The following is a 22,675-nucleotide window of genomic DNA, read 5'->3' as shown; positions in this document are numbered from 1 at the left end:
ATTTCAGCAGTTCGGTCGGTGCGCGGCAAGGAGAGAGATGACGACAGCGGCTGACGAGCTGGAAGCGATCCGGGCGCTCAAGGCTCGCTACTGCCGGTTTCTGGACACCAAAGACATCGAGGGCTGGCGCTCCGTCTTCGCCGCCGACGTGGTGGTCTACCTCGACATGGCGGTCTCCACGGGCGGGGCCGACCCGCAGACGGCGCCGCCGCTCGAGGGTGTCGACAACTTCGTCCCGATGGTGCTGGGCGGCCTCGAGGGCGCGGCCACCATGCACCACTGCCACACCCCGGAGATCACCCTGACCTCGGCCACCACCGCAACCGGCGTCTGGGCGATGGAGGACTGGATCGTCTTCGGCGACGGCCACGAGTTGCACGGCGCCGGCCACTATCACGAGACCTACGAGAAGCGCGACGGCGACTGGCGGATCAAGACCCTGCACCTGACCCGAACCATCCTCAAGCTCAGTGGTGATGGCGGCTGAGGCATTGAACGGTTTGGGTCTCGTAGCCCGCGAATTGGGCATGCTGCTGCCGCGCACGGTGGCCGGCCTCCGGGAATCGACCGGCTGGGCCCCGGCGTCGCCGCGCGGGCTGCGCCAGTTCGGTGAGGTCATGCTGGACGAACTTGTCCTGAGCGGCTTTTCGCTGCTGGGCGGAGCCCCCGCTGCGCTGCGACCGGTTGATGCATGCACCGCGGCGGCGCAGGAGCTGTCGGAGCTGGGCATCGATCGCGCGCATGCCGAGCCGAAACCGTTGCGGGTGACGTCGTTACGGCGGCGGCGCATCGCGGGGCTCGCCTACGAGCGGATGAAATTCGAACACGACCCGCAGCTGCCGACGACGCTGGAGGCCGACGGGCTCGGTGGCCCGGCGCGGGCGGTGGTGCACGTGTGTCGGCACCGCGACGGCCCGAGGCCCTGGCTCGTCTGGGTGCACGGCGCCGGTCAGGGCGGCACGGAAGACCTGGTGCTGTCCCGGATCGGCCGGATACATCACCAGCTGGGCTTCAACGTCGCGATGCCGGTGCAGCCCGGTCACGGTTGCCGGCGCCGCGAATGGCCCGCCTACCCCGACGTGGACCCGCTGGGCAACGTCGCCGGCATGATGCGCGCGGTGTCAGAGGTGCGCGCCGTGGTGCGATGGGCGCAGCCGCAGGCCAGCGCCGTTGTGGTGGCCGGGATTTCGATGGGCACGCCCGTCGCCGCGCTGGTTTCCCATCTGGAGAGGGAGATCGACGCGGTTGCGTTGTACACCCCGATCCTCGGGCTCAACGCGATGATCGCGCGGCACCTGGGGCGGTGGGGGCCGTCCCGCAACGGGTTCCGGGAGCTGTTGGGGTCCCCGGAGGTCTCGAAGCTGACTTCCGTGATCGACCCGCTCGCCGTCGACCCGGCCCCACCACCGCAGCGCAGGCTCATCGTCGGGGCGTGGCACGACCGCATGGCGATGCGCGAGCCCGCGATCGCGCTGCAGGAACGCTGGGACGGCCAGCTGTACTGGTACGACGGCGGCCACGTCGGTCATGTGTTCTCCCGGCGGGTGCAGCGGGTCACCGAGCGATTCCTGCGCGAGGTGGCACGGTGAGCGCGGCCGCGCGCACCGCCCGCGAGGTGGTCGAGCTGTACAACCTGGTGGTCTGGAACGAACGCGATCTCGCCCTGGCCGGGGAGTTGTTCGCCGACACCGTGATTCGGCACGAGGTGGGGGAGGCGCACACGCTGACCCGCGAGCAGGCGGTCGACCGGGTCAGGGACCTCTGGGAGATGTTCGACGCGCTGCGCTTCGACCTGAACGTCGTGATCGCCGGCGACGACGGCGAGCACGTCGGGATCGTCTACGACTCGGCGATGACCACCAAGGACGGGACCGAGACCAACGTCGGAAGCATCGAGGTGTTCCGCGTCGTCGACGGCAGGATCACCGAGGTCTGGAATTGCGGCTACCGGCAAGGGGTTTGGAATTGAGCGATCGCGCGCTCGACGAATTGGGCTACTACCTGCTGGCCGGGGCCGGGGGCGAGGGGCCGGCGACCCTGATGGACGAGGCGCGCCGGGGCGAGGAGCTGGGCTTCGGCACCGCGTTCATCTCCGAGCGCTGGAACGTCAAGGAGGCCTCGTCGCTCGTCGGCGCCGCCTGCGCGGTGACCACCCGGATGCAGATCGCCACCGCCGCAACCAATCACAACACCCGTCATCCGCTGATCACCGGGTCGTGGGCCACCACCATGCACCGACTTTCCGGCGGCCGCTTCACCCTGGGCATCGGGCGCGGCATCGCCGCGATCTACGGGGCGTTCGGCATCCCCGCGGTGACGACCGCGCAGATGGAGGATTGGGCGCAGGTCATGCGCCGGCTCTGGCGCGGCGAGGTGATCTTCAACCATGACGGCCCGATGGGCAAGTACCCAATCCTGTTTCTGGACCCGGACTTCGACGAGGACATTCGCCTGGCGTTGGTGGCCTTCGGGCCGCGCACGCTCGCGCTCGGGGGCCGCGTTTTCGACGACGTCATCCTGCACACCTACTTCACGCCGGAGACGTTGCAGCGCTGCGTCAAAACGGTGAAGGCCGCCGCGGAAAAGGCGGGCCGCGATCCCGCTAGCGTGCGGGTCTGGTCCTGCTTCGCCACGGTCGGCGATCACCTTCCCGAGCCGTTGCGGCTGAAGAAGACCGTGGCGCGCCTGGCCACCTACCTACAGGGGTACGGCGACCTGATGGTGCGCACCAACAACTGGGATCCCGCTGTGCTGCAACGCTTCCGCGAAGACCCGGTGGTGACGTCGATCGCGGGCGGGATCGATCACAAGGCCACACCCGAGCAGATTGAGCACATCGCGACGCTGATACCCGACGAATGGCTGGAACCCTCGGCCACCGGGTCCGCCCGGCAGTGCGTGGATCGCATCCGCAAGGAATTCGACTACGGCGCCGACGCGGTGATCCTGCACGGGGCGACACCCGACGAGCTCGAGCCGGTGGTCGCGGCATATAGGGCGAGCAGACGCAAAAGCACCTAAAAACGCCGTATTTCGGGAGCTTTTGCGTCTGCTCGCCGCAGAACCTACGGCATGATGACGGTTCGGCTCACCGGCTCGGCGGCGGCCTGCCGGCTGGACAGGCCGCGAAGCAGGGACGCCAGCAACGCGTCCCGGGTCTCGCGGGGGTCGATGAGCTCGTCGAAGCCCATGTGCTCGGCCGACCGATACGACGCCTGCAGCTCCGCGTTGCGCAGCTTGGCGGACAGGTCCTCGCCGGCGTGCGACGCCCGGCTCAGCGCCGCCGCGCTCATGGCGCCCATCGTCGCGCCGGGGTAGGCGAACGTCGCGACCTGGTGGTCGAATCCCAGCAGCGACATGACCATCGAGCCGAACCCGTACGCCTTGCGCAGCGTGAGGTGCAGCTTCAGGGTCGTCGCCGCAGTCTGGGCGGCGAACATGCGCGCGCCGGCCCGCAGCACGCCGCTGCGCTCCGACCGGCTGCCGGGCAGCATGCCGGGGTTGTCGGCGAGGAAGACGATCGGCAGGTGAAACGAGTCGGCCACCATGATGAAGTGCGCCGCCTTGTCCGCGGCGTCGGCGTCGATCGACCCGGCGAGCACCTGGGGCTGGTTGGCCACCACCGCGACCGGGTGGCCGCCGAGATGGGCCAGCGCGCAGATGATCGACTTGCCGAACCGCGGCTGGACCTCGAACCAGTCCGGGCTGTCGAAGATCACGTCGAGCACCGCGCGCATGTCGTAGACGCGGCGGTTGTCGCGGGAGACGATGTCGAGCAGCTCCGGCGTGCCCCGCAGCCCGGCGGCCTCGGAGGCGGGCAGCGACGGCGGGTACGACCAGGCGCTGGGCGGGAAGTACGACAGGTAGCGGCGGATGTCGTCGAGCACGGCCTCGTCGTCCTCGGCGACGTTGTGGATCACCCCGCTGGGCAGGGCGACGTCCGGCCCGCCCAGGTCCTCCTTCGAAATGTCTTCTCCCGTCGACTCTTTGACGACGGGCGGCCCGGCGGTGAAGATCGCGCCCTGGGCGCTCATGATCCGGAAGTCGCACACCGGGGCCACCAGCGCGCCGTGCCCGGCCGACGGGCCGAGCACGGCGGCCACGGTCGGGACCCGGCCCGAGCACTGCGCCTGGGCGAGCAGGTCGGTCGGGGTGCGGCCGTAGTGCCCGCCGGTGGGGCGAAAGCCCGCGCCCTCGAGCAGCATCACCAGCGGAATCTTGTCGCGCAGTGCCAGTTCGGCGATGCGGTAGCGCTTGGAGTTGCCGCCTGGCCCGATGCTGCCGGCCATCGTGGTGAAGTCCTCGGCGCCCAGCATCACCGGCGAGCCGTTGATCAACCCGGAGCCCACCACGAGCGCGTCGGCCGCGATCTCACCGCCGACCAGGATGCCGAGCTCGCGAAACGTGCCGGGGTCCAGCAGCCGCTCGATTCGCGCGCGGGCGTCGAGCTTGCCCTTGCCGCGGTGCTTGTCGAGCCGCTCCGGCCCGCCCATGGCCAACGCATGCTGACGGCGGCGATCGAGATCCTCGAGCGTCTCCGCCCAGTCCGGCGGTTTTGTCATGCTTCCGTCCTACCCTCGTGCGGCTTCGGTCGCGCAGCTAGATCAGCAGGGTCACATACTGGATTGCTTACTGTAAAGTTACCCGCATGGCCGACGCCGCCCGCCTCAAGATCGACGGGGGCATCCCCAACCGGCTTGCCGATGTGGCCGACGCGGCCGCCGCCCTGGAACAGCGCGGGTATGACGGCGGCTGGACCGCCGAAACCAGCCACGACCCGTTTCTGCCGCTGCTGCTCGCCGCGGAGCACACGTCGCGCCTCGAGCTCGGCACCAACATCGCGGTGGCGTTCGCGCGCAACCCGATGATCGTCGCCAACATCGGCTGGGACCTGCAGGCGTACTCGAAGGGCCGTTTCATCCTCGGGCTGGGCACCCAGATCCAGCCGCACATCGAGAAGCGGTTCAGCATGCCGTGGAGCCACCCGGCCCGCCGGATGCGCGAATTCGTCTCCGCGCTGCACGCGATCTGGTCCGCCTGGCGGGACGGCACCAAGCTGCGCTTCGAGGGCGACTTCTACACCCACAAGATCATGACCCCGATGTTCACCCCCGAGCCGCAGCCCCATCCGCCGCCGAAGGTCTTCCTCGCGGCCGTCGGCGAAACGATGACCGAGATGTGCGGCGAGGTCGCCGACGGCCACCTCGGTCACCCGATGGTTTCCAAGCGCTACCTGGACGAGGTGACGCTGCCCGCGCTGCGGCGCGGCATGCAGCGCGCCGGCCGCGACGGCGCCGACTTCGAGGTGTCGGCCGAGGTGCTGATAGCCACCGGCGGCGACGACGCCGCGCTGGCGGCCGCCACCGCCGCGGTGCGCAAGCAGATCGCCTTCTACGGATCGACGCCGGCGTACCGGAGGGTGCTGGAGCTGCACGGCTGGGGCGAGCTGCAACCCGAGCTGCACCGCCTGTCCCTGGCGGGGGAGTGGGACGCGATGGGCTCGCTCATCGACGACGACATGCTGGCGGCCTTCGCCGTCGTCGGCCCGGTCGACACCATCGCAACCGCCCTCAGGGACCGTTGCGAGGGCGCCGTCGACCGGGTCCTGCCGATCTTTCTAACCGCGTCGCAGTCCTGTATCACCGCCGCACTGAAAGGGTTTCGCGAGTGAGCACAACGACGATGGACGAGGCCGCCAGGCTGCTGGCGGACCCGCTGGCCTACACCGACGAGCCGCGGCTGCACGCCGCGCTGGCGCACCTGCGCGCCAGCGCGCCGGTGTCGTGGGTCGACGTGCCGAACTACCGGCCGTTCTGGGCGATCACCAAGCACGCCGACATCATGGACATCGAACGCGAGAACATGCTGTTCACCAACTGGCCGCGCCCGGTCCTGACCACCGCCGAGGGCGACGAGATGCAGGCCGCCGCGGGGGTGCGCACGCTGATCCACATGGACGACCCGCAGCACCGGGTGGTGCGCGCGATCGGCTCCGACTGGTTTCGCCCGAAGGCGATGCGGGCGTTGAAGGTTCGCGTCGACGAACTGGCAAAGGTCTACGTCGACAAGATGATGGCCGCGAGCCCCGAGTGCGACTTCGTTCAGCAGGTCGCCGTCAATTACCCGCTCTACGTGATCATGTCGCTGCTGGGGCTGCCGGAGGCCGACTTTCCCCGCATGCTCAAGCTGACCCAGGAGCTGTTCGGCAGCGACGACTCCGAATTCAAGCGCGGCAGCACCAACGAGGATCAGCTGCCCGCGTTGCTGGACATGTTCCAGTACTTCAACGGTGTCACCGCGTCGCGCCGCGAGCACCCGACCGAGGACCTCGCCTCGGCGATCGCCAACGCCCGCGTCGACGGCGAACCGCTGTCGGACATCGACACCGTCTCTTACTATCTCATCGTCGCCACCGCCGGCCACGACACCACCAGCGCCACCATCTCCGGGGGCCTGCAGGCGCTCATCGAGAACCCGGACCAGCTGCAGCGGCTGCGCGACAACCCGGAGTTGATGCCCCTGGCCACCGAGGAGATGATCCGCTGGGTCACCCCGGTCAAGGAGTTCATGCGCACCGCCGCCAAGGACACCGTCGTGCGCGGAGTGCCCATCGCCGCGGGCGACTCGGTGCTGCTGTCCTACGTGTCGGGCAATCGCGACGAGGACGTGTTCGACGATCCGTTCCGCTTCGACGTCGGGCGCGACCCCAACAAGCACCTGGCCTTCGGCTACGGCGTGCACTTCTGCATGGGCGCGGCCCTGGCCCGCATGGAGGTCAGCAGCTTCTTCTCTGAGCTGTTGCCCAGGCTCAAATCCATTGAGCTGACCGGTGATCCGGAGCTGGTCGCCACAACGTTCGTCGGCGGCCTCAAGCACCTGCCGGTCCGCTACTCGCTGGCCTGACCCGACGGCAGTGACGCGCAGGACGATCGTCATCACGGGCGCCAGCGACGGCATCGGCGCCGCGGCGGCTCGCCGTCTCAGCCGCACCGGCGGCCAGGTCGTCGTGGTGGGGCGGTCGGAAACCAAGACCGCCGCGGTGGCCGCCGAACTGGGCGCGGACCGCTTCGTGGCCGACTTCGCCGACTTGTCCCAGGTGCGGACCCTCGCGGACAAGATTCGCGCGCAGTACCCGCGCATCGACGTGCTGGCCAACAATGCCGGCGGCATGTTCACCAAGATGCACGACACCGTAGACGGTCACGAGATCACCTTCCAGGTCAACTATCTGGCGCCGTTCCTGCTCACCACGCAGTTGATGGAGGTGCTCGTCGCGTCGCGCGCCACCGTCGTCAACACGACCAGCTCGTCGCAGAAACTGCTTCGCCGGGTGCGGATCTCCGACCTGGAGAGAACGGCCGAACGCCACCCCAGCGTCGCCTATGCCCTCACCAAACTGGCCGTCGTCATGTTCACCAGAGAATTGCACCGGCGCTATCAGGCCGACGGTCTGTCGGCCGCAACGTTTCACCCGGGCAACGTCAACACCAACTTCGGTGATGCGTCGGGTTCACGATTCCTGCGGTTCATGCGGCACACCCCGGTCGCACGGCTCACCCTGAGCGCCGACCAGGGCGCCGATCAGCTGGTCTGGCTGGCGTCGAGCACCCCGGGCGTCGACTGGACGTCCGGCGAGTACTACTCGAAGCACAAGATCGCGAAAGCCAACCGCGCGGCCTACGATCCGCGGCTCGCGCGCGAGCTCTGGGATCGCACCCTGGCCAAGCTGGGCCAGGGAGGAAGGGAGGACTCGTGCTCGTCGAGCTGATCGGGCCCGCGCGATGACGGCCCTGGTGACCGGGGGCGCCTCCGGGATCGGGCGCGAGGTCACCGCACGGCTGCGCGAGGTGGGACACGACGTCGTGGTGTGGGACATCTCCGGCGGCGACATCGCTTGCGACGTCAGCGATCCCGACGCGGTGGCGGCGGCGATGCAACGAACGGTGCGCGAGCACGGTGCGCCGACCCGAATCGTCACCTGCGCCGGAATCGGCGCGTCGGGCATGCTGCTCGAACAGTCGCCGGCCGAATGGGACCGGGTGCTGGCGGTGAACCTCACCGGCACCTGGCTGACCATCCGGGCCGCCGCCCGGGCCATGATCGACGCCAGGGTGAGCGGCTCGATCGTCGCGGTGTCCAGCATCAGCGGCACCCTCGCCGACCGCGACATGGGCGCCTACTGCGTGTCGAAGGCCGGGGTGGACATGCTGGTGAGGGTGGCCGCCGCGGAGTGGGGCGGTCACGGAATACGGGTCAACGCGGTGGGCCCCGGCGTCACCCGGACCCCGATGCTGACCGACGCCGAACGGCTCCCCGGCTGGGTGGACGCCCTGTCCGAACGGACGGCGTTGGGCGGCGTGGGTGACGCCGCCGACGTGGCCGGGGCCATCGTGGGTGTCCTCGAATTGCCTTGGGTGACAGGACAAATCGTGCACGCCGACGGCGGCCTGGCGCTGCACAGCCCGATCGACGCCTACGGCCAGCTGCAGCGGATTCAGCGGTAACCCCCCGGCGAGCAGACGCAAAAGCCCCCATTTCGCACCGAAATTGGGGGCTTTTGCGTCTGCTCGCCGGGGAAGTAGCGTCAGCCGATCCCGAAATCGATGATGCCCCTGATGATCTTGCCGTTGAGCAGGTCGTCGTAGGCGTCGTTGATCTCGTCGAGCCGGTAACGCCTGGTGATCATCTCGTCGAGCTGCAGCTGCCCGGTGTGGTAGAGCCTGGCCAGCCGGGAGATGTCCGACTTCGGGTTGCAGGAGCCGAATATGGTGCCGGCGAGCGTCTTGTTCATCAGGATGAACTCCTGCAGGTCGATGTTGACCGACCGGGTCAACTGCGAGGTCATGCCGGTGAGCACGCAGGTTCCGCCCTTGCGGGTGAGCTTCACCGCATCGCGCACGTCGTCGGCGGTGATCAGTGACGGCGAGACCACGACGGCGTCGGCCATGACCCCGTAGGTCAGGTCCCGGACCAGGTCCAGCGCCTCGGCGACCGTTGCGGCGCTGTGCGTCGCGCCGAACTGCAGGGCCGATTTCTGTTTGAAGTCAACCGGATCGACGGCGACGATCTGCGCGGCACCGCCGACCCGGGCGCCCTGGATCGCGCCCGTTCCGATGCCGCCGACGCCGATCACGACGACGGTGTCGCCCGGTCGCATGTTGGAGCGGTTCATCACCGAGCCGAAGCCGGTGGGAATCGCGCACGACAGCAGCGCGCTGGGTGCCAGCGCCAGGTGCGGTTCGATCTTGACCAGCGAACTCTGCGCTACCACAGTGTGTTCGGCGAAGGCTCCCACCTTCGCCAGATGCCCGAGCGGCCGGCCATCGCTGGTGTGATGGCGGAACGTGCCGTCGGTGGGCATGCCCGGGATCATGGTGCCCATGCCGACGTCGCAGATGTATTCCATGCCGCTCGCGCACCAGCGGCACTTCCCGCACACGGCGACGAAGGACATCACCACGTGGTCGCCGACGGCGAAGTCGGTGACTCCGTCCCCGACTTCCCGAACCGTCCCGGAGCCTTCGTGGCCGCCGACCGTCGGGAACATCGTTGGCAGCCCGAGCGATCGCATCACCTCGTTGGGCGCCGACATGTCGCCCTTGAGGATGTGGTCGTCGGAGTGGCACAGCCCGGCGGCGGCCATCTCCACCAGAACCTCGCCGGCCCTCGGCGGATCGAGCTCGAATTCCTCGACGGACCAAGGCCCTCCGACGTCGTGGAGGATGGCACCTCGGGTTTTCATGCGGCCGGGCGGAAGGTGACGGGAAGTTTGTTGGGCGACCGGAAGGTGAGCCCGACGATCTTGGACTCCACACCGGTTCCGTCGTCGGGCACCAGCGCCAAGTCCTCGACCCGGTCGAACAGGCTGTTGAGCATGACCCGCGTTTCCAGCCGCGCCAGGTGCATCCCGAGGCACATGTGGATCCCACCGGCGAACGCGATGTGGGCCTGCCGCGGCCGGCGAATGTCGAACGTGTTCGGGTCGGTCCAGCGGCTCTCGTCGCGGTTGGCCGAGCCCATGCACATGTCGATCTGCGCGTCGGCCGGGATTGCCTTGCCGCCGATTTCGATTTCTTCGGTCGTCGTCCGCATCACCATGGTCAGCGGGGTTTCGTAGCGCAGGCCCTCTTCGATCGCGCTGGGGATCAGTGATCGGTCCCGGGCGACCATCGCCAGCTGCTCGGGGTGGGTGAGCAGCAGGTACAGCAGGTTGCCCGACGACCGATAGGTGGTCTCGAGCCCGGCGGGCAGCAGCAGGCGCAGGAACGCGATGATCGCCTCGTCGGACAGCTTCTCGCCGTCGATCTCGGCCGCGACGAGGTCGCCGATGATGTCGTCGGTGAGTTTGCGGCGCCGCTGCTCGACCTGGTTGAGGAAGTAGCCGTGCAACTCGTTCGCCGCGTTCAGCCCCGCCTCGATGTCGGTCGGAATCGAGATGAGGTCCAGCGACAGTCGCCGGAAGAGGTCGAGATCCTCGCGGGGCAGTCCGAGCAGCGTGGCGATGATCCGGGTGGGGAACTCGAACGTCACCGCCCTGACCAGGTCGGCCTGACCGTCGTGCTTGATCTCGTCGACCAGCCGATCGCAGACCGGTCCGATGACCGACGGCTCCCAGCGCTCCAGCGCGGTGGCGCGAAAGGCCTTGGCCACCAGGTTGCGGTGGTCGTGATGTTCCTTGCCGCCCATCGCGAGGATGGTGTGGCCCATGACTAAACCGATGGTCTCGTCGTATTTGTGCGAGCTGAAGATGCGGTCGTCGCGGAACGCCTGGAACAGGTCGTCGTAACCGAACAGCACCCACTCGTCGGCCGGCCGGAGTTCCTCGGGCATCTGTGAGTGGTCGGCCAGGGCGCCGTGCCACACCGGGTCGGTGCGCCTCATGTACTCGAAGAACGGGTACGGGCTGGTTTCGCCGGTGAAGTCGAGGGTGACGGCCTGGCCGCCGGGGTCGGTGCTGAGCGTCATCAGCGCTCCTCCTGAACAGCCGATATGGCGGGTTTGGATCGAGGGGAATATCGCTATCATAGTATAAATAGCAACGAAGCCCAACGGCTTGTGGTGGTTACCGTAACGGGCACAGTATTGACCCTGGCAGGTCGAGGAGGCGGTGATTCGGCAGTGCCCACGCGGCGATTCGTGTGCTCCCTCGACGAGCTGCCGCCCGGCGCGATGAAGCTGGTCGACGCCGGGAAGTTCGGCGTGGGCGTGTACAACGTGCGCGGCGTGCTGTATGCGATCGCCAACTACTGCTCGCACGAGGGCGCGCCGCTGTGCCTGGGCCTGATCGGCGGCACCAACGAGCCGGCCCCCGAGTCTCCCGACGGGTTGCGCCGGGTGCGGGACGGGCAGATCGTCCGATGTCCTTGGCACAATTGGGAATTCGACGTCACCACCGGTCAAAACGTGGCCGATCCGCGGCGCCGCGTCCGGACCTACCGGGTCGATGTCGCCGACGGGGAGGTGTATCTCACTGCATGATCATCGATGCCAACGTGCAACCGCACTTCCGCAACAACGCCGAGATCCGGCGCTACCTCCCCGACGCCCACAAGCTGCGGTCGATCCCCGACGTCGAGCAGCAGTGGTACCAGGCGCCGGGCGGCGATTACCGGCAGGACCTGTACGGAGAGCGCTACCCGGGATCGGACCCCGAGACCGTCGGCCGGCATCTGTTCGATGACATGGGCGTCGACTACGCCATCCTGAACCCGCTGACCCGCGGAAACATCGCCGATTACCTGCTCAACAGCAGGATCTGCGCCGCGGTCAACGACTGGCTGCTCGAGCGGTGGCTGGAACCCGACGCCACCGACCGTTTTCTGGGCACCATCCGCGTCAACCCCGAGGACCCCAAGGGCGCCGTCGCCGAGATCGAGCGCCTCGCCGCGCACCCCAAGCTGGTGCAGGTCGGCGTCCCGATGCAGTCGCGCGAGCCGTACGGCAAGCCAATGTTCGAGCCCATCTGGGAGGCCGCCGCCGCGCACGCGCTGCCCGTCGCGGTGCACATCAACGGAGGCAACGGCGTCGACTATCCGCCCACCTTCGCCGGGCACGCGCACACCTACCCCGGATACGCGGCGTTCATGCCGCTGAACTACTTCGTGCACCTGGCCACGCTCATCGTCGAGGGCGTGTTCGGCCGGCACCCGGGCCTGAAGTTCGTGTTCGCCGACGGCGGCTACGACATCCTCACCCCGCTGATGTGGCGGCTGGACACCTTCTGGCTGTCGATGCGCGACCAGACGCCGTGGGTGGACCGCTATCCCAGCGAGTACCTGCCCGGCCACGTCCGGTTCTGCTCGTCGGCGTTCGACGGTCCGGTCGACACCGGGTCGATGCGGCGGTGGATGGATTTCAGCAACAAGTCCGACCTCCTGATGTACGGATCGAGTTACCCGCACTGGTCGACCACGTCCCCGGACGTGATGGCTTCTGAGCTAGCGGGGCTCGACGCCGTCCAGCGCGACAAGGTGCTGTGGCGAAATGCCAGTGAGCTCTACGGGATCGAGGAGCGTGTGCCATGACGACGATCGAGCGAGTCGACTCGTCGACCGGTCAAACGGACGAAATCGCCGTCACCATCGTCGACACCGATGTCCACCCGCTGCCCGTCTCGGCCGACGTGCTCAAGTCCTACGCGCCGGCCGAATGGGTGGACAAGATCTGGCCGACCGGCAACGCGGTCACCCCGGTGCCGCATTTCTACGACACCCCGGACTCGTACAAGACCATGTCGCTGCGCCTCGACGCGGCCCCGCCGAACGGTGGATTCGCCGGCAGCGACCCGGATTTCGCCGCCAAGCAGTTGCTGCTCGACGCCGGCGTCAGCATCGCGACGCTGGAGCCGATGTGCGACGCGCAGCTGCCGCAGGCCGAGCACGTGCTGAAGTCGGCCTACAACGACTGGCTCGCCGACGTCTGGCTCGACAAGCACAACTGGCACGGCCGGTGGCGCGGTTCGATCAGCGTCAGCGCGCAAACGCCCGAGCAGGCGGCCCGCGAGGTCGAGCGGTGGGCGGGACATCCCTACATGGCGCAGGTGCTGATGACGCCGCAGACCCGCGGAATCCCTTTCGGCAATCCGCATTTCGACCCGCTCTACGAGGCCGCGTCGCGCAACGGGTTGCCGGTGGCCACGCACCTGATGGGGCAGACGCCCTTCGAGTTGATCCCGATCTATCCGGTCGGCAACCCCGCGCACTGGCATGACTTCTTCGCGTCCTGGCCGCTGCTGTACGTCTCGCACCTGATGAGCCTGGTGTTCGACGGCGCGTTCGATCGCCACCCCGACCTGCGGGTGGTGTTCGTCGAGGGCGGCTTCACCTGGGCGATGCCGGTGATGTCGCGGATGGACCGCATCTGGGAGGCCCGCCGCGGTGACCTCCCGCACGTGCGTCGCCGCCCGTCGGACTATGTGCGCGAACACGTTCGGTTCACCACCCAGCCGCTCGAGGACACCGACGTCGTGCAGTTCCGCGAGTACCTGGAGATGATGGACCTGGGCGACAACCTGATGTTCTCCACGGACTATCCCCACTGGAGCTACGACGCCCCGACGTACGCGATCAACCGATTTCCCGCCGACCAGCGCGAGCGGATCATGCGTGGCAACGCCACCGCGCTGTACGGGCTGCCCGCGACCGTCAGGGCCCTTCCCGGGGAACGGTGAGTCGGTGGCCGGACCGGCCGCCGTAGGTCTACCTTGAAGGGCGGCCCTGTGCCGGGCCCGGAGGATGAGCGCGGAAGTCGAGAGGGTATGACGCAAACGGATCTGACGCGGCCGCAAGGCCTTAACCGCATCGACCCGGTGCTGCGCGAGGCGGCGATCGAGTCGGGCATCGTCGAATTCCAGGCCGAGACGCTGCCCGCCGAGCGGGAACGCGCCGACCGGTTGGCCGCCGAGCGCGCCGCGGCGGTCGACACCGCCGGCGTGGCCGTCGAGTCGCGATCGATCGCCGGTCCGGGCGGCGCGCGGCTCAACGTCCGTTTGTACCGCGGTCCCTCGGACGGCGCTTCGGGGGCGCCCCTTGTGGTGTACGCCCACGGGGGCGGGTTCGTGACCGGAAACCTCGACACCGACCACGCGCGATGCGTGGAGCTGGCCAGGGACGCGGGATGCCTGCTGGTATCGGTCGACTACCGGCTGGCGCCGGAAAACCCTTGCCCGGCGGCGTTGGACGACGTCGAGGCGGGCTTCTACTACGCGATCCGCAACTGCGCCGAGCTGAACGTCGACGTCGGCCGCATCGCGGTGATGGGCCGCGACGCCGGCGCGGCGCTGGTCGCGGGCCTGACCCAGCGCATGTTCGATGACGAAGGCCCACAGATCCTGGTGCAGATCCTGCACCAGCCGATGCTCGACTCCGACGCCACCCAGTCGCGGCGCGAATTCCAGCGCACGCCGGGGCTGAACGGTCCCGCGGTGAGCCGGGCATGGAACCACTACCTCGGTCACGCCTCCGCCAACGGCCAACACGTCCCGGCGCATCGGGCGAACCTGGAGGGCCTGCCGCCCACCTTCATCAGCTGCTCCGAGATCGACCCGTGCCGCGACGAGGCGATCGACTACGCCAACCGGCTGTTACACGCCTATGTTCACACCGAGTTGCACGTCATCGCGGCGACCTTCAACGGCTTCGACTCGCTGGTCCCGGATTGGATTGTCTCCCAAGAGAACCGGGCCCTGCACGCGCAGACGCTGCGCCGCGTGTTCGCCATGTAGGGGCGGTCGTTAGATCGGTTCGAATTTGCTTATCAGCCAGTGGTTGTTGACCCGCGTCATGCTCACCCGCACGTTGCTGGCATCCAGCGACGGGTCGGGCCTGTCCTTGCTCGTGGTGCTCTGGTCGACGAAGACCAGAACCACCGCCGAATCCGGATGCAGCTCCTGCAGCGCGGCCCCCATGACGTGAGCCGTGGTTTTCAGCGACTTCTGCTTGGCCGCCGGAGCCACGATGTCCTGAGTGAACTGGTTGTAATAGTTCAGGAAGTCCCCGGACAGGTGTGACTTGGCGGTGGCGAAGTCCTTGTCGAGCGACTCGGGTGAATAGGACAGCATCGCGACCGTTCCGTCCGATGCCGCGCTGACCACCGCCCGGGCCACATCGGGGCTGGTCTGCTGGTCGTGCTTGTACTGCATGAAGTACAGCCATGCCGCCGAGCCGCCGGAGATCAGCAGCAGCACGATCAGAATCGCCGGAAAGAGTTTCGCCTTGCGCAGCAGGCGTGCCGGGCCGGCGCCGCGCGCGGAAGATTCTCGCTCGGCGGGCCTTTCGGCCTCGACGGTTTCGGTGTCGTCGCGCTCTGTCATAGCACGAAGTCGACTTTCGACATCTTGTACTGCCCGCCGTCTTCGGTCACGGTCACCCGGAACCGCCACACGCGCTGTTCATCCTTGGCGCCTGCGGAATTGGTGATCTTCGAGGTCGCGGCCACCAGCACCTGCGCGGAGTGGTCGTCCATGTTTTCCAGGGCCGCGGCGTTGACCGTTCCCTCGGTGACCACCTTGGACTGCTCGACGACCGTCGCGAAATCCTTTGCGCGCTGCTGGAAATCGTCCCGGAACTGCCCGGTGGAGCTGTCGATCACCCGCTGGACATCGTCCTTGGCCTTCTTGAAGTCCAACGAGGTCATGTTGACGATGCCCTGCCTGGCCCCGGCGATGAACCTCGCGGCGCGCTGCTCGCGCTGGGTGGCGTCATTGTGTTTCCAGGCCATGTATCCGCTGGCCCCGGCGAAGCAGACGATCAGGATGATCGCGGCCGCCTTCCAGGTCACGGACAGCGACGGCAGCCGGCGCCGCCACCTGGCCAGCCTGGACTCCGGCGCCGGGGCCTCGGCGGTCTCGTCGGAAACTTCCTCCGTTTCTTCGACCGCCGCGTCGGCGTCCGGGGTTTCCTCCTCGCCGGCCGCGGCAGTCGTCTCGGCCTCCGCCGGGGCCTCGGTCTCGGACTCCGCCTCCGCCTCGGCCAGCGCCTCGCGGCGCAGCCGGGCGGCGCGGGCGCGGGCGCGCGCGGCGGCCGCCAGCGCTTCGGCCTCGGCGGCCTCGGCCTCGGCCTCCTCGAGCAGCGCCATCGCGTCGGCTTTCGACGTGGCCGATTCCTCCGGCGGTTTCCTCGCCTTAGGCATCGCGCTCACCGCTGGTCAGCATCATTATCGACTGGACTCCGGTATCTCTTACTGTATTGCTCATTGATAGCATCAGAGTCTCCAGCGAACTCCGACGAGGACCGATTAGGCGGATGATCATCCACCCACACTTTCCACCGTGCATCCCTGGCAGCGGCGACCGAATGCCCAGGAAGGCCCCGTCGGCACCATGACCGCCGTCGACTCTCCCGAAAAGATACTCTTCGCCTCGACAACCCAATCCTTTCTGCAGAAAGAAGCGCCGCTGCGGCACGTCCGGGAGCTGCACGCGGCGGGTGCGTCCTTTGATCCTGCATGGTGGCGGCGGGCCGCCGAACTCGGGTGGACGGGTCTGCTGGTTCCCGAGGAGCTCGGCGGCGGCAGCGTGTCCGGCAGCGGCGTCGCGGATCTGGCCATGGTCGCCGAACAACTCGGCAAGACGGTCGCGCCCGGCCCGCTGTACCCGGTCAGCGTCGTGCTCGCGGCGCTCGCCGACTGCGCCGACCGGCAAAGCCACGCCGCCACCATCGAGTCGTTGATGTCGGGCGACACGGTGGCCTCCTGGGCGGTTTCCGAGCCCGGCCGGGGCTGGGCGCCGCTGGAGTCGGCGGTGATGGCCACCCCAACCGAGTCCGGCTATCGCATCGAGGGAACCAAGGACCGTGTCGAGGCCGGCGCGCAGAGCGGGTTGCTGCTGGTGGTCGCGCGATGCGGCTCAAACAGTGACGAGATCCGCCAGTTCCTGGTCCCGACGGACGCACCGGGCGTCACCGTGGTGCCGCAGCAGTCCGTCGACCTGGTCAAGCAATACGCGCGGGTGCAGTTCGACGGTGTGGTCGTCGAGCCGTCGGCGGCGGTGGGCAGCGCCGCCGAAACCCCGGCACTGATCAGGCGGCAGAGCCAGATCGCCCAGGTGCTGCAGTGCGCCGAGGTGGTCGGCATCCTGCAGACGGTGTTCGACTTCACCGTCAAGTGGGCCCTCGACCGGCACACCTTCGGGCGTCCGCTGGCGTCATACCAGGCGCTCAAACACGGGTTCGCCGACATGAAGCTGTGGCTGGAAGCGTGCCGCGCCACCACGGCCGCGGCGGTCGCCGACGTGGGCGCGCGCTCAGCCACGGCCGGCCTGTCGGCCAGCATCGCCAAGTCCTACGTCGGGGAGATGGCCGGGCGCATCGTTCAGGGCTGCGTGCAGATGCACGGCGGCATCGGCGTCACCTGGGAGCACGACCTGCACCTGTACCTGAGGCGAGTCGCGTTGTACCGCTCCATGTTCGGCACTCCGGAGGAACACAACCTCAGCGTGTACCACGCCGAGAGCGCGGGTCGTTCGGCGAGATGACCGCGCAACGCAGGGCATCCGCGGAATCCGTCGCGGAGTTCGCCACCCGGGCCCGGGCGTGGTTGGCGGACAACATGCCCGCCATCGACCCCGACTCCCCGCCGGCCGCCCCGCGCGACGACGAACGCTCCTGGCTGCGGGCCCGCGAACTCCAAAAGCGGCTCTACGAAGGCGGATTCGCCGGCATCTGCTTTCCCCGCGAGTACGGCGGTCTGGGTTTGGATTACGAATACCAGAAGGCGTTCGACGAGGAATCGGTCAACTACGAGATGCCGTTGATCCTCAACACGCCGACGTTCACCATCTGCTGCGCCACGCTGCTCGACATGGGCAGCGAAGAGCAGAAGCGCCGGCACATCGCCGCCGCGCTGCGTGGCGACGAGGTTCTGGTGCAGCTGTTGTCCGAGCCCAGCGGCGGGTCGGACCTCGCCGGTGTCCTCACCCGGGCCGAACGGCAGGGCGACCGCTGGGTGCTCAACGGCGCCAAGACCTGGAGCACCAGCGCGTTCGCCGCCGACTACGGGCTGTGCCTGGCCCGCACCGACTGGGATGTGCCCAAGCACGAGGGCCTGACGATGTTCCTGGTGCCGATCGCCCACCCGGGAATCACGTTGCGGCGCATCACCATGCTGAGCGGCTCCACCGAATTCTGTGAGGAGTTCCTCGACGGGGTCGACGTCGGCGACGACGCCGTCGTCGGGGAGGTCAACGGCGGCTGGGCGGTGGCGTCGCGGCAGCTCTATCACGAACGTCGGGCGGTCGGGCAGGGCTCGGAGTTCGCCAGCGGCGCCGGCCACGAGGGAGGCCACACGACCCCGGTCGACTATGCCGAGCTCGCCGAGAAGACGGGCCAGGCCGACAGCGAACGCGTGCACGAGATGGCCGGCCGGGCACTGGTGCACCGCGCGGTGGCCGAACAGCTGATCGATCACGTGTACCGCAACGTCCGCGACGGGGTGCTGCCCCCGGCCGCCGGCACGCTCATCCGGCTGTTCCACGCCGAGACCGTGACCCTGGAAATGGACACCGCGCTGGCGATCGCGGGGGCCGCCGGCGTGGTGGGCGAAATCGGCGAAGGGCTACAGGCCGGGCTGCGCTATCTGTCGCGGCAGAACGTCGCGATCGGCGGCGGCACAACGGAAATGGCCCGCAACGTCATCGGCGAACGGGTGCTGGGCTTTCCGCGAGAGTACGCCGCCGACCGCGGGGTGCCGTTCAACCAGGTGCGCCACGGCGGGGCGCGCTGAGTCAGTCCTCGGCGAACACGTTCTCGGCGTCGCCGCTCACGACGGGCATCTGGACCAGCGACAGGACGTGGTGCGCCGGGCTTCCGGGTGGGGCCACCAGCACACAGTCGCCACCCTGGCGGCGCGCACGCTCTCGCGCGGCGGCCAGCGCGCTGATGCCCGCCGAACCCAAGTGGGTGACCGCGCTCAGATCGATCGTCAAAGACGCTACGCCGGAACGGCTTTCGACCGCAATCTGGCGGTCCAGAATGGACGCGGTGTGGGCATCGACGTCTCCGCTGACGACGATGTGGCCCGGCTCGTCGACCATGGAGACGAATTCGGAGTCGGCCGACCGCTGGTGGTTCGCGCGGCCGACAATCGCGTCGGTGACGACGTTCGCCGGTCGTGACAATAGGTGCGTCAGGCTCGCGGTCGTGCCGTCGGGGCCATGCGTGACGGTCGCCTGGGACACCAGGCCTTCGGCCATCGCGAGTCCGCGCCCGCGGCCCTGTTCGCCTTCGCGGTGGTCCTTCCAATTTCCGCGGTCGCTGACCGAGGCATGCAGGTTGCCGTCCCCGGCCAGGTACGCCTCGACGACAACGCCGTCGGAAACCTCGGTGGCATAGCCGTGTTCGACGGCGTTCTCGACGAACTCCGACATCGCGTGCACCACGTCGGAGACGTCGTCGGCGTCGGCGCCGACCTCCAACAGCCACTCGCGAAGCCGGGAGCGGACGGCGCGTGCGGCGTGCACCGTCGCATCCACGGTCATCTGCAGCGGTGGCGGCGGCGTACGGCGTTGCGCCGCAAGGAGCGTGACGTCGTCGCTGTAACCCGATGACCGGAGCAGCAATTCGAGTGTCTCCGAACAGATTCGGTCGATCGGCCGCATTCCGGCATCGATGACGAAGCCGCCGCTGCCGCCGGCGATGTTGGCGGCCAGTTCGGCGAATTCCGCGGTGCTGGCGACCAGCGGGCGGCCGGGACGTTCGATGAGGCCGTCGGAATACAGCAGGACCGAGTCGCCGACGTCGAGGATCTCGGTGCGCACCGGAAATCCCGTTCCGCTGCCCAGCGGGCCGCCGCCCGACGGTTCCGCGTATCGGGCGTCCGCGTCGGCGCTCACCAGCAGCGGCGGCGGGTGCCCCGCGGTGCAGTACTGAAAGTTCCCGGTGGCGTGGTCGAGCGAACCGACGCAGATGGTGGCCGAATTCGATCCCGGCACGTGCTCGTGAAAGCGGTCCACGGCGTCGAGCGCCTCGGCGATGGTGCGGCCCGCCAGGATCTGCATCCGGAGCGCGGTGCGCAATTGCGACATCACCGCCGCGGCCTCGACGCCGTGGCCGACGACGTCGCCCACGATGAGAACCAGCCGATCCCCGAGGGCCACCGCGTCGAACCAGTCGCCGCCGGCCGCGGTGTCCTCGGCGGCGACGAGGTACTGCGCGGTGATGTCGGCGCCGGGGACGACGGGCACGGACGGGGCCAGCAACGCCTCCTGCATGACGATGGCGGAGTCGCGGACGTTGCGGAACCGCTCGGACAGCTCGGCCATGCGCGTCTCGGCGGCCAGCCGCGCCCGCACCCGGCCGGTGACATCCTCGAAGACGAGCTGCACGCCCTCGATCGAACCGTCCTCGCCGCGGCGGGGAGTGACGACGAAGTCGAAGAACCGCTCCTGGATTCCCGAGCCGTCGTAGTCGGTCTGCAGTCGCCACTCGCTGCCGGATTGCGGCTCACCCGTCTGGTACACCCGGTCGAACATCTGGTAGACCTGCTGGCCCTCCAGCTCCGGGAAGACTTCCCGCGCAAGCTTTCCCACCGGGTTGCCGGTCGGATTGAAGGCGCGGTAGGCGGCGTTGACGGCCACGAAGCGATGGTCGGGGCCCTGTAGGCCGACGAGCAGCGCGGGCACGTTTTCGAAAACCCGGCGCACGTCTTCGGCGGCCCCGACCGTTGTGTCCCAATCCTTTTCGGCGACCATGTGGCCGTTCCTCCTCTACGGACCGGGCCAAAATCGGGCAAGCGAACGCTGCATCGGTTTGCTAACGAACCGTGGTGGACAGCGCGGCGTCCGTGCTGGGGTGCAGCGGCAAAACGTCGCCGAGATGGCACGCTTCGACCACCCGGGCGACGCTCGGGTCGCCGCTCACCAGGCGAAGCTCGACGCCGCGACGACGGCACCGCTCCGATTCGGCGGCCAAAACGGCGAACGCGCAGCAAGCCATGAAGCCGAGGCCGTTGACGTCGACGACGAACGGACCGGGGCGGCCGGCCACCGCCGCCGCCTCGCCGACCAGCCGCTGCCAGATGTGCTCGTTGGAGGCGTCGACCTCACCGCCCGCGCGGACGATCACGACCGGCCCGCTGCGCTGCGTCGTCGCCCGCAACGTGCTGTGCGGATCGCCGAGCTCCGACAGCAGACGGGGGCTCAACATGACCTGGGTGGGGGAGGACTCCGCGGGAGCCAGGTTCATCGTGCACTCCTAGTCGGCCGCCTGGTGAGGCCGCGATGGATGCCCGTCAATGTTCGAAACCGTGGTGATGCGTGGATTCTTTTCTATAGCAACGCGGGCGGGCCCGTCTATAGCCGGGCCCGCTGACCAGGGCATACGAAAATGCGCCCGCCTCCGCGTGTGGGAGGCGGTCACCCTATGGGCGAGCAGACGCAAAAGCCCCTCATTTCGGGGCGAAATGGGGACTTTTGCGTCTGCTCAGCAGGTTTAGGCGGACACGGGCTTCTTGGCCGGCTTGGAGACCTTCATCAGCTTCATCAGGTTGCCGCCCATGATCTTGGCGACGTCGTCCTGCTCGAAGTCGGTGAGCTCGTCGACGAAGGAGATGGGGTCCTTCAGGCCCTCGGGGTGCGGCCAGTCGGATCCGAACAGCACCCGGTCGGTGCCCACCATCTTGACGATCTCGGTGAACCGGTCCTCCCAGAACGGGGTGATGTACACGCATCGCTTGAACGCCTCGATGGGGTCCTCGCTGAACGACTGCGGCATCTTCTTGTAGACGCCCTTGAGGCCCTTGAACAGGTCCGGCACCCAGTCGGCGCCGTTCTCGATCGACAGGATTCGCAGCTCCGGGTTGCGGGACAGCGCGCCGTGGCAGACCAGCGCGCCCATCGCGTCGATGATCGGCCGGTGGCCCATCACCAGGCTGCGGAAGGCGGTCGGCTTGAACGGCAGGAACTCGTCGCCGGGCTCCCACACGTTGGCGAACTCGGAGTAACCGCTGTCCGAGGCGTGCATCGAGACCGGCAGCTCGGCCTTGATGCAGGCCTGCCAGAACGGGTCGAACTCCTCGAGACCGAACGACCGGCTGCCCTTGTAGCCCGGCACCGGCGCCGGACGCACCAGCACGGTGCGTGCGCCGCGCTCCAAGACCCATTCCAGCTCTTCGAGCGCGCGCTCGACGATGGGCAGGGTGATCACCGGCGTGGCGAAGATCCGGTCCTGGTAGTTGAACGACCACGTCTCGTACATCCACTGGTTGAGCGCGTGGATGACGTCGTGGGTCATCTCCGGGTCGTCCTTCATGCGCTCCTCGACCAGGCTGGCCAGGGTGGGGAACATCAGCGCGTAGTCGATGCCGAGCTCGTCCATGACCTCGAGCCGCGGGCCCGGTTCGCGGAAGGCCGGGATGGCCTTCATCGGCTCGCCCAGGATCTCGCGGTAGGACTTGCCCTGCGCGCCGTGGCGGAAGTAGTCCTCCTGGGCGCCCGGGCGGGCCACCTTCTCGAACGTCGGGTTGGGGATGTACTCGCTGATGTGGCCGCGCACCACGATCTTGGTGCGGCCGCGGACCTGCACGTAGTCGATGACGTTCTTGCGGTTGTCCGGGAGGTGCTTGGTCAGCGCCTCCTGCGGCTCGTACATGTGGTTGTCGGCGTCGAACACGGGGAACGGAAGTTCGCGAGAAGGCACGGCGATCTCCTTGCAGAAGTCTTGATTCTCAACTTGTGGTAATGACG

22 protein-coding genes are annotated in these 22,675 nt (G+C 68.2%); 14 read left to right on the top strand and 8 right to left on the bottom strand.

The window, feature by feature from the left end; all coding sequences use genetic code 11:
- Nucleotides 1–37 precede the first annotated feature (37 nt).
- From OQ968_RS07205 to OQ968_RS07190, 4 genes are read left to right on the top strand one after another with little or no spacing between them, the layout of a single operon-like run.
- Nucleotides 38–487 carry a nuclear transport factor 2 family protein gene (locus tag OQ968_RS07205; protein WP_324676145.1) on the top strand — a complete coding sequence of 150 codons (450 nt, stop codon included), beginning with the start codon at nucleotides 38–40 and terminating at the stop codon, nucleotides 485–487.
- Nucleotides 477–1,589, top strand: a complete 1,113-nt coding sequence (locus tag OQ968_RS07200) for a PHB depolymerase family esterase (RefSeq protein ID WP_324676143.1) — start codon at nucleotides 477–479, stop codon at nucleotides 1,587–1,589. Before OQ968_RS07205 ends, OQ968_RS07200 begins: the two co-directional genes overlap by 11 nt.
- The gene (locus tag OQ968_RS07195) at nucleotides 1,586–1,969 is read left to right on the top strand and encodes a nuclear transport factor 2 family protein (RefSeq protein ID WP_324676141.1); all 384 of its coding nucleotides are present in this window, start codon (nucleotides 1,586–1,588) and stop codon (nucleotides 1,967–1,969) included. The genes OQ968_RS07200 and OQ968_RS07195 overlap by 4 nt, the downstream gene beginning before the upstream one ends.
- Nucleotides 1,966–3,021: a TIGR03857 family LLM class F420-dependent oxidoreductase gene (locus OQ968_RS07190; protein ID WP_324676139.1), complete on the top strand. Its 1,056-nt coding sequence runs from the start codon at nucleotides 1,966–1,968 to the stop codon at nucleotides 3,019–3,021. The genes OQ968_RS07195 and OQ968_RS07190 overlap by 4 nt, the downstream gene beginning before the upstream one ends.
- 44 nt (nucleotides 3,022–3,065) lie before the next feature.
- Here OQ968_RS07190 and OQ968_RS07185 read toward each other — a convergent pair whose 3' ends face one another.
- Nucleotides 3,066–4,562 (bottom strand): acyl-CoA carboxylase subunit beta, encoded by a 1,497-nt coding sequence (locus OQ968_RS07185; RefSeq protein ID WP_324676137.1) that lies wholly within the window; start codon nucleotides 4,560–4,562, stop codon nucleotides 3,066–3,068.
- A gap of 86 nt (nucleotides 4,563–4,648) precedes the next feature.
- On the opposite strand from OQ968_RS07185, the gene OQ968_RS07180 reads away from it, so the two are divergent.
- Genes OQ968_RS07180 through OQ968_RS07165 form a run of 4 tightly spaced genes read left to right on the top strand, consistent with a single transcriptional unit; the run spans nucleotide 4,649 to nucleotide 8,504 of the window.
- Nucleotides 4,649–5,671, top strand: a complete 1,023-nt coding sequence (locus OQ968_RS07180) for an LLM class F420-dependent oxidoreductase (protein WP_324676135.1) — start codon at nucleotides 4,649–4,651, stop codon at nucleotides 5,669–5,671.
- 11 nt (nucleotides 5,672–5,682) lie between these two features.
- Complete coding sequence (locus OQ968_RS07175; RefSeq protein WP_324676660.1) at nucleotides 5,683–6,903, top strand: cytochrome P450; 1,221 nt, start codon at nucleotides 5,683–5,685, stop codon at nucleotides 6,901–6,903.
- Nucleotides 6,904–6,913: 10 nt separating this feature from the next.
- Nucleotides 6,914–7,768, top strand: a complete 855-nt coding sequence (locus tag OQ968_RS07170; protein WP_324676133.1) for an SDR family NAD(P)-dependent oxidoreductase — start codon at nucleotides 6,914–6,916, stop codon at nucleotides 7,766–7,768.
- A 13-nt stretch (nucleotides 7,769–7,781) separates the two neighbouring features.
- A complete protein-coding gene (locus tag OQ968_RS07165; protein ID WP_324676131.1) occupies nucleotides 7,782–8,504 on the top strand; it encodes an SDR family oxidoreductase in 723 nt (240 codons plus the stop codon).
- A gap of 80 nt (nucleotides 8,505–8,584) precedes the next feature.
- Here the strand turns inward: OQ968_RS07165 and OQ968_RS07160 are convergent, their stop codons facing one another.
- Together OQ968_RS07160 and OQ968_RS07155 are read right to left on the bottom strand one after the other, a co-directional pair.
- The gene (locus OQ968_RS07160) at nucleotides 8,585–9,742 is read right to left on the bottom strand and encodes a Zn-dependent alcohol dehydrogenase (protein WP_324676129.1); all 1,158 of its coding nucleotides are present in this window, start codon (nucleotides 9,740–9,742) and stop codon (nucleotides 8,585–8,587) included.
- Complete coding sequence (locus OQ968_RS07155; protein WP_324676127.1) at nucleotides 9,739–10,965, bottom strand: cytochrome P450; 1,227 nt, start codon at nucleotides 10,963–10,965, stop codon at nucleotides 9,739–9,741. Before OQ968_RS07155 ends, OQ968_RS07160 begins: the two co-directional genes overlap by 4 nt.
- A 153-nt stretch (nucleotides 10,966–11,118) precedes the next feature.
- Here OQ968_RS07155 and OQ968_RS07150 point away from each other — a divergent pair, with 153 nt between their 5' ends.
- The 4 genes from OQ968_RS07150 to OQ968_RS07135 all read left to right on the top strand — a co-directional run bounded on the left by OQ968_RS07150 (nucleotide 11,119) and on the right by OQ968_RS07135 (nucleotide 14,722).
- Complete coding sequence (locus OQ968_RS07150; protein WP_324676125.1) at nucleotides 11,119–11,478, top strand: Rieske (2Fe-2S) protein; 360 nt, start codon at nucleotides 11,119–11,121, stop codon at nucleotides 11,476–11,478.
- Nucleotides 11,475–12,524, top strand: coding sequence for an amidohydrolase family protein (locus OQ968_RS07145; RefSeq protein WP_324676123.1), 1,050 nt, complete (start codon nucleotides 11,475–11,477; stop codon nucleotides 12,522–12,524). Before OQ968_RS07150 ends, OQ968_RS07145 begins: the two co-directional genes overlap by 4 nt.
- Nucleotides 12,521–13,669: an amidohydrolase family protein gene (locus OQ968_RS07140; RefSeq protein WP_324676121.1), complete on the top strand. Its 1,149-nt coding sequence runs from the start codon at nucleotides 12,521–12,523 to the stop codon at nucleotides 13,667–13,669. The genes OQ968_RS07145 and OQ968_RS07140 overlap by 4 nt, the downstream gene beginning before the upstream one ends.
- Nucleotides 13,670–13,756: 87 nt before the next feature.
- Nucleotides 13,757–14,722, top strand: coding sequence for an alpha/beta hydrolase (locus OQ968_RS07135; RefSeq protein WP_324676119.1), 966 nt, complete (start codon nucleotides 13,757–13,759; stop codon nucleotides 14,720–14,722).
- Between the two features lie 9 nt (nucleotides 14,723–14,731).
- Here the strand turns inward: OQ968_RS07135 and OQ968_RS07130 are convergent, their stop codons facing one another.
- Together OQ968_RS07130 and OQ968_RS07125 are read right to left on the bottom strand one after the other, a co-directional pair.
- Nucleotides 14,732–15,310, bottom strand: a complete 579-nt coding sequence (locus tag OQ968_RS07130; RefSeq protein WP_324676117.1) for a hypothetical protein — start codon at nucleotides 15,308–15,310, stop codon at nucleotides 14,732–14,734.
- Nucleotides 15,307–16,128, bottom strand: a complete 822-nt coding sequence (locus OQ968_RS07125; RefSeq protein WP_324676115.1) for a hypothetical protein — start codon at nucleotides 16,126–16,128, stop codon at nucleotides 15,307–15,309. The genes OQ968_RS07130 and OQ968_RS07125 overlap by 4 nt, the downstream gene beginning before the upstream one ends.
- Before the next feature lie 190 nt (nucleotides 16,129–16,318).
- Here OQ968_RS07125 and OQ968_RS07120 point away from each other — a divergent pair, with 190 nt between their 5' ends.
- Nucleotides 16,319–17,470 carry an acyl-CoA dehydrogenase family protein gene (locus OQ968_RS07120; RefSeq protein WP_324676658.1) on the top strand — a complete coding sequence of 384 codons (1,152 nt, stop codon included), beginning with the start codon at nucleotides 16,319–16,321 and terminating at the stop codon, nucleotides 17,468–17,470.
- Entirely contained in the window at nucleotides 17,467–18,717 is a 1,251-nt protein-coding gene (locus tag OQ968_RS07115; protein ID WP_324676114.1) for an acyl-CoA dehydrogenase family protein, read from the top strand. The genes OQ968_RS07120 and OQ968_RS07115 overlap by 4 nt, the downstream gene beginning before the upstream one ends.
- Before the next feature lies 1 nt (nucleotide 18,718).
- Here the strand turns inward: OQ968_RS07115 and OQ968_RS07110 are convergent, their stop codons facing one another.
- From OQ968_RS07110 to OQ968_RS07100, 3 genes are all read right to left on the bottom strand, one after another.
- Entirely contained in the window at nucleotides 18,719–20,683 is a 1,965-nt protein-coding gene (locus OQ968_RS07110) for a SpoIIE family protein phosphatase (protein WP_324676112.1), read from the bottom strand.
- Between the two features lie 61 nt (nucleotides 20,684–20,744).
- Entirely contained in the window at nucleotides 20,745–21,176 is a 432-nt protein-coding gene (locus OQ968_RS07105; RefSeq protein ID WP_324676110.1) for an anti-sigma factor antagonist, read from the bottom strand.
- A 246-nt stretch (nucleotides 21,177–21,422) separates the two neighbouring features.
- A complete protein-coding gene (locus tag OQ968_RS07100; RefSeq protein WP_324676108.1) occupies nucleotides 21,423–22,628 on the bottom strand; it encodes an amidohydrolase family protein in 1,206 nt (401 codons plus the stop codon).
- Nucleotides 22,629–22,675: the final 47 nt, after the last annotated feature.

The organism is Mycobacterium sp. 663a-19 (assembly GCF_035616495.1).
Lineage (GTDB): Bacteria > Actinomycetota > Actinomycetes > Mycobacteriales > Mycobacteriaceae > Mycobacterium.
Note: the sequence above shows the minus strand (reverse complement) of the source record. Positions and strands in the feature narration are given on the sequence as shown.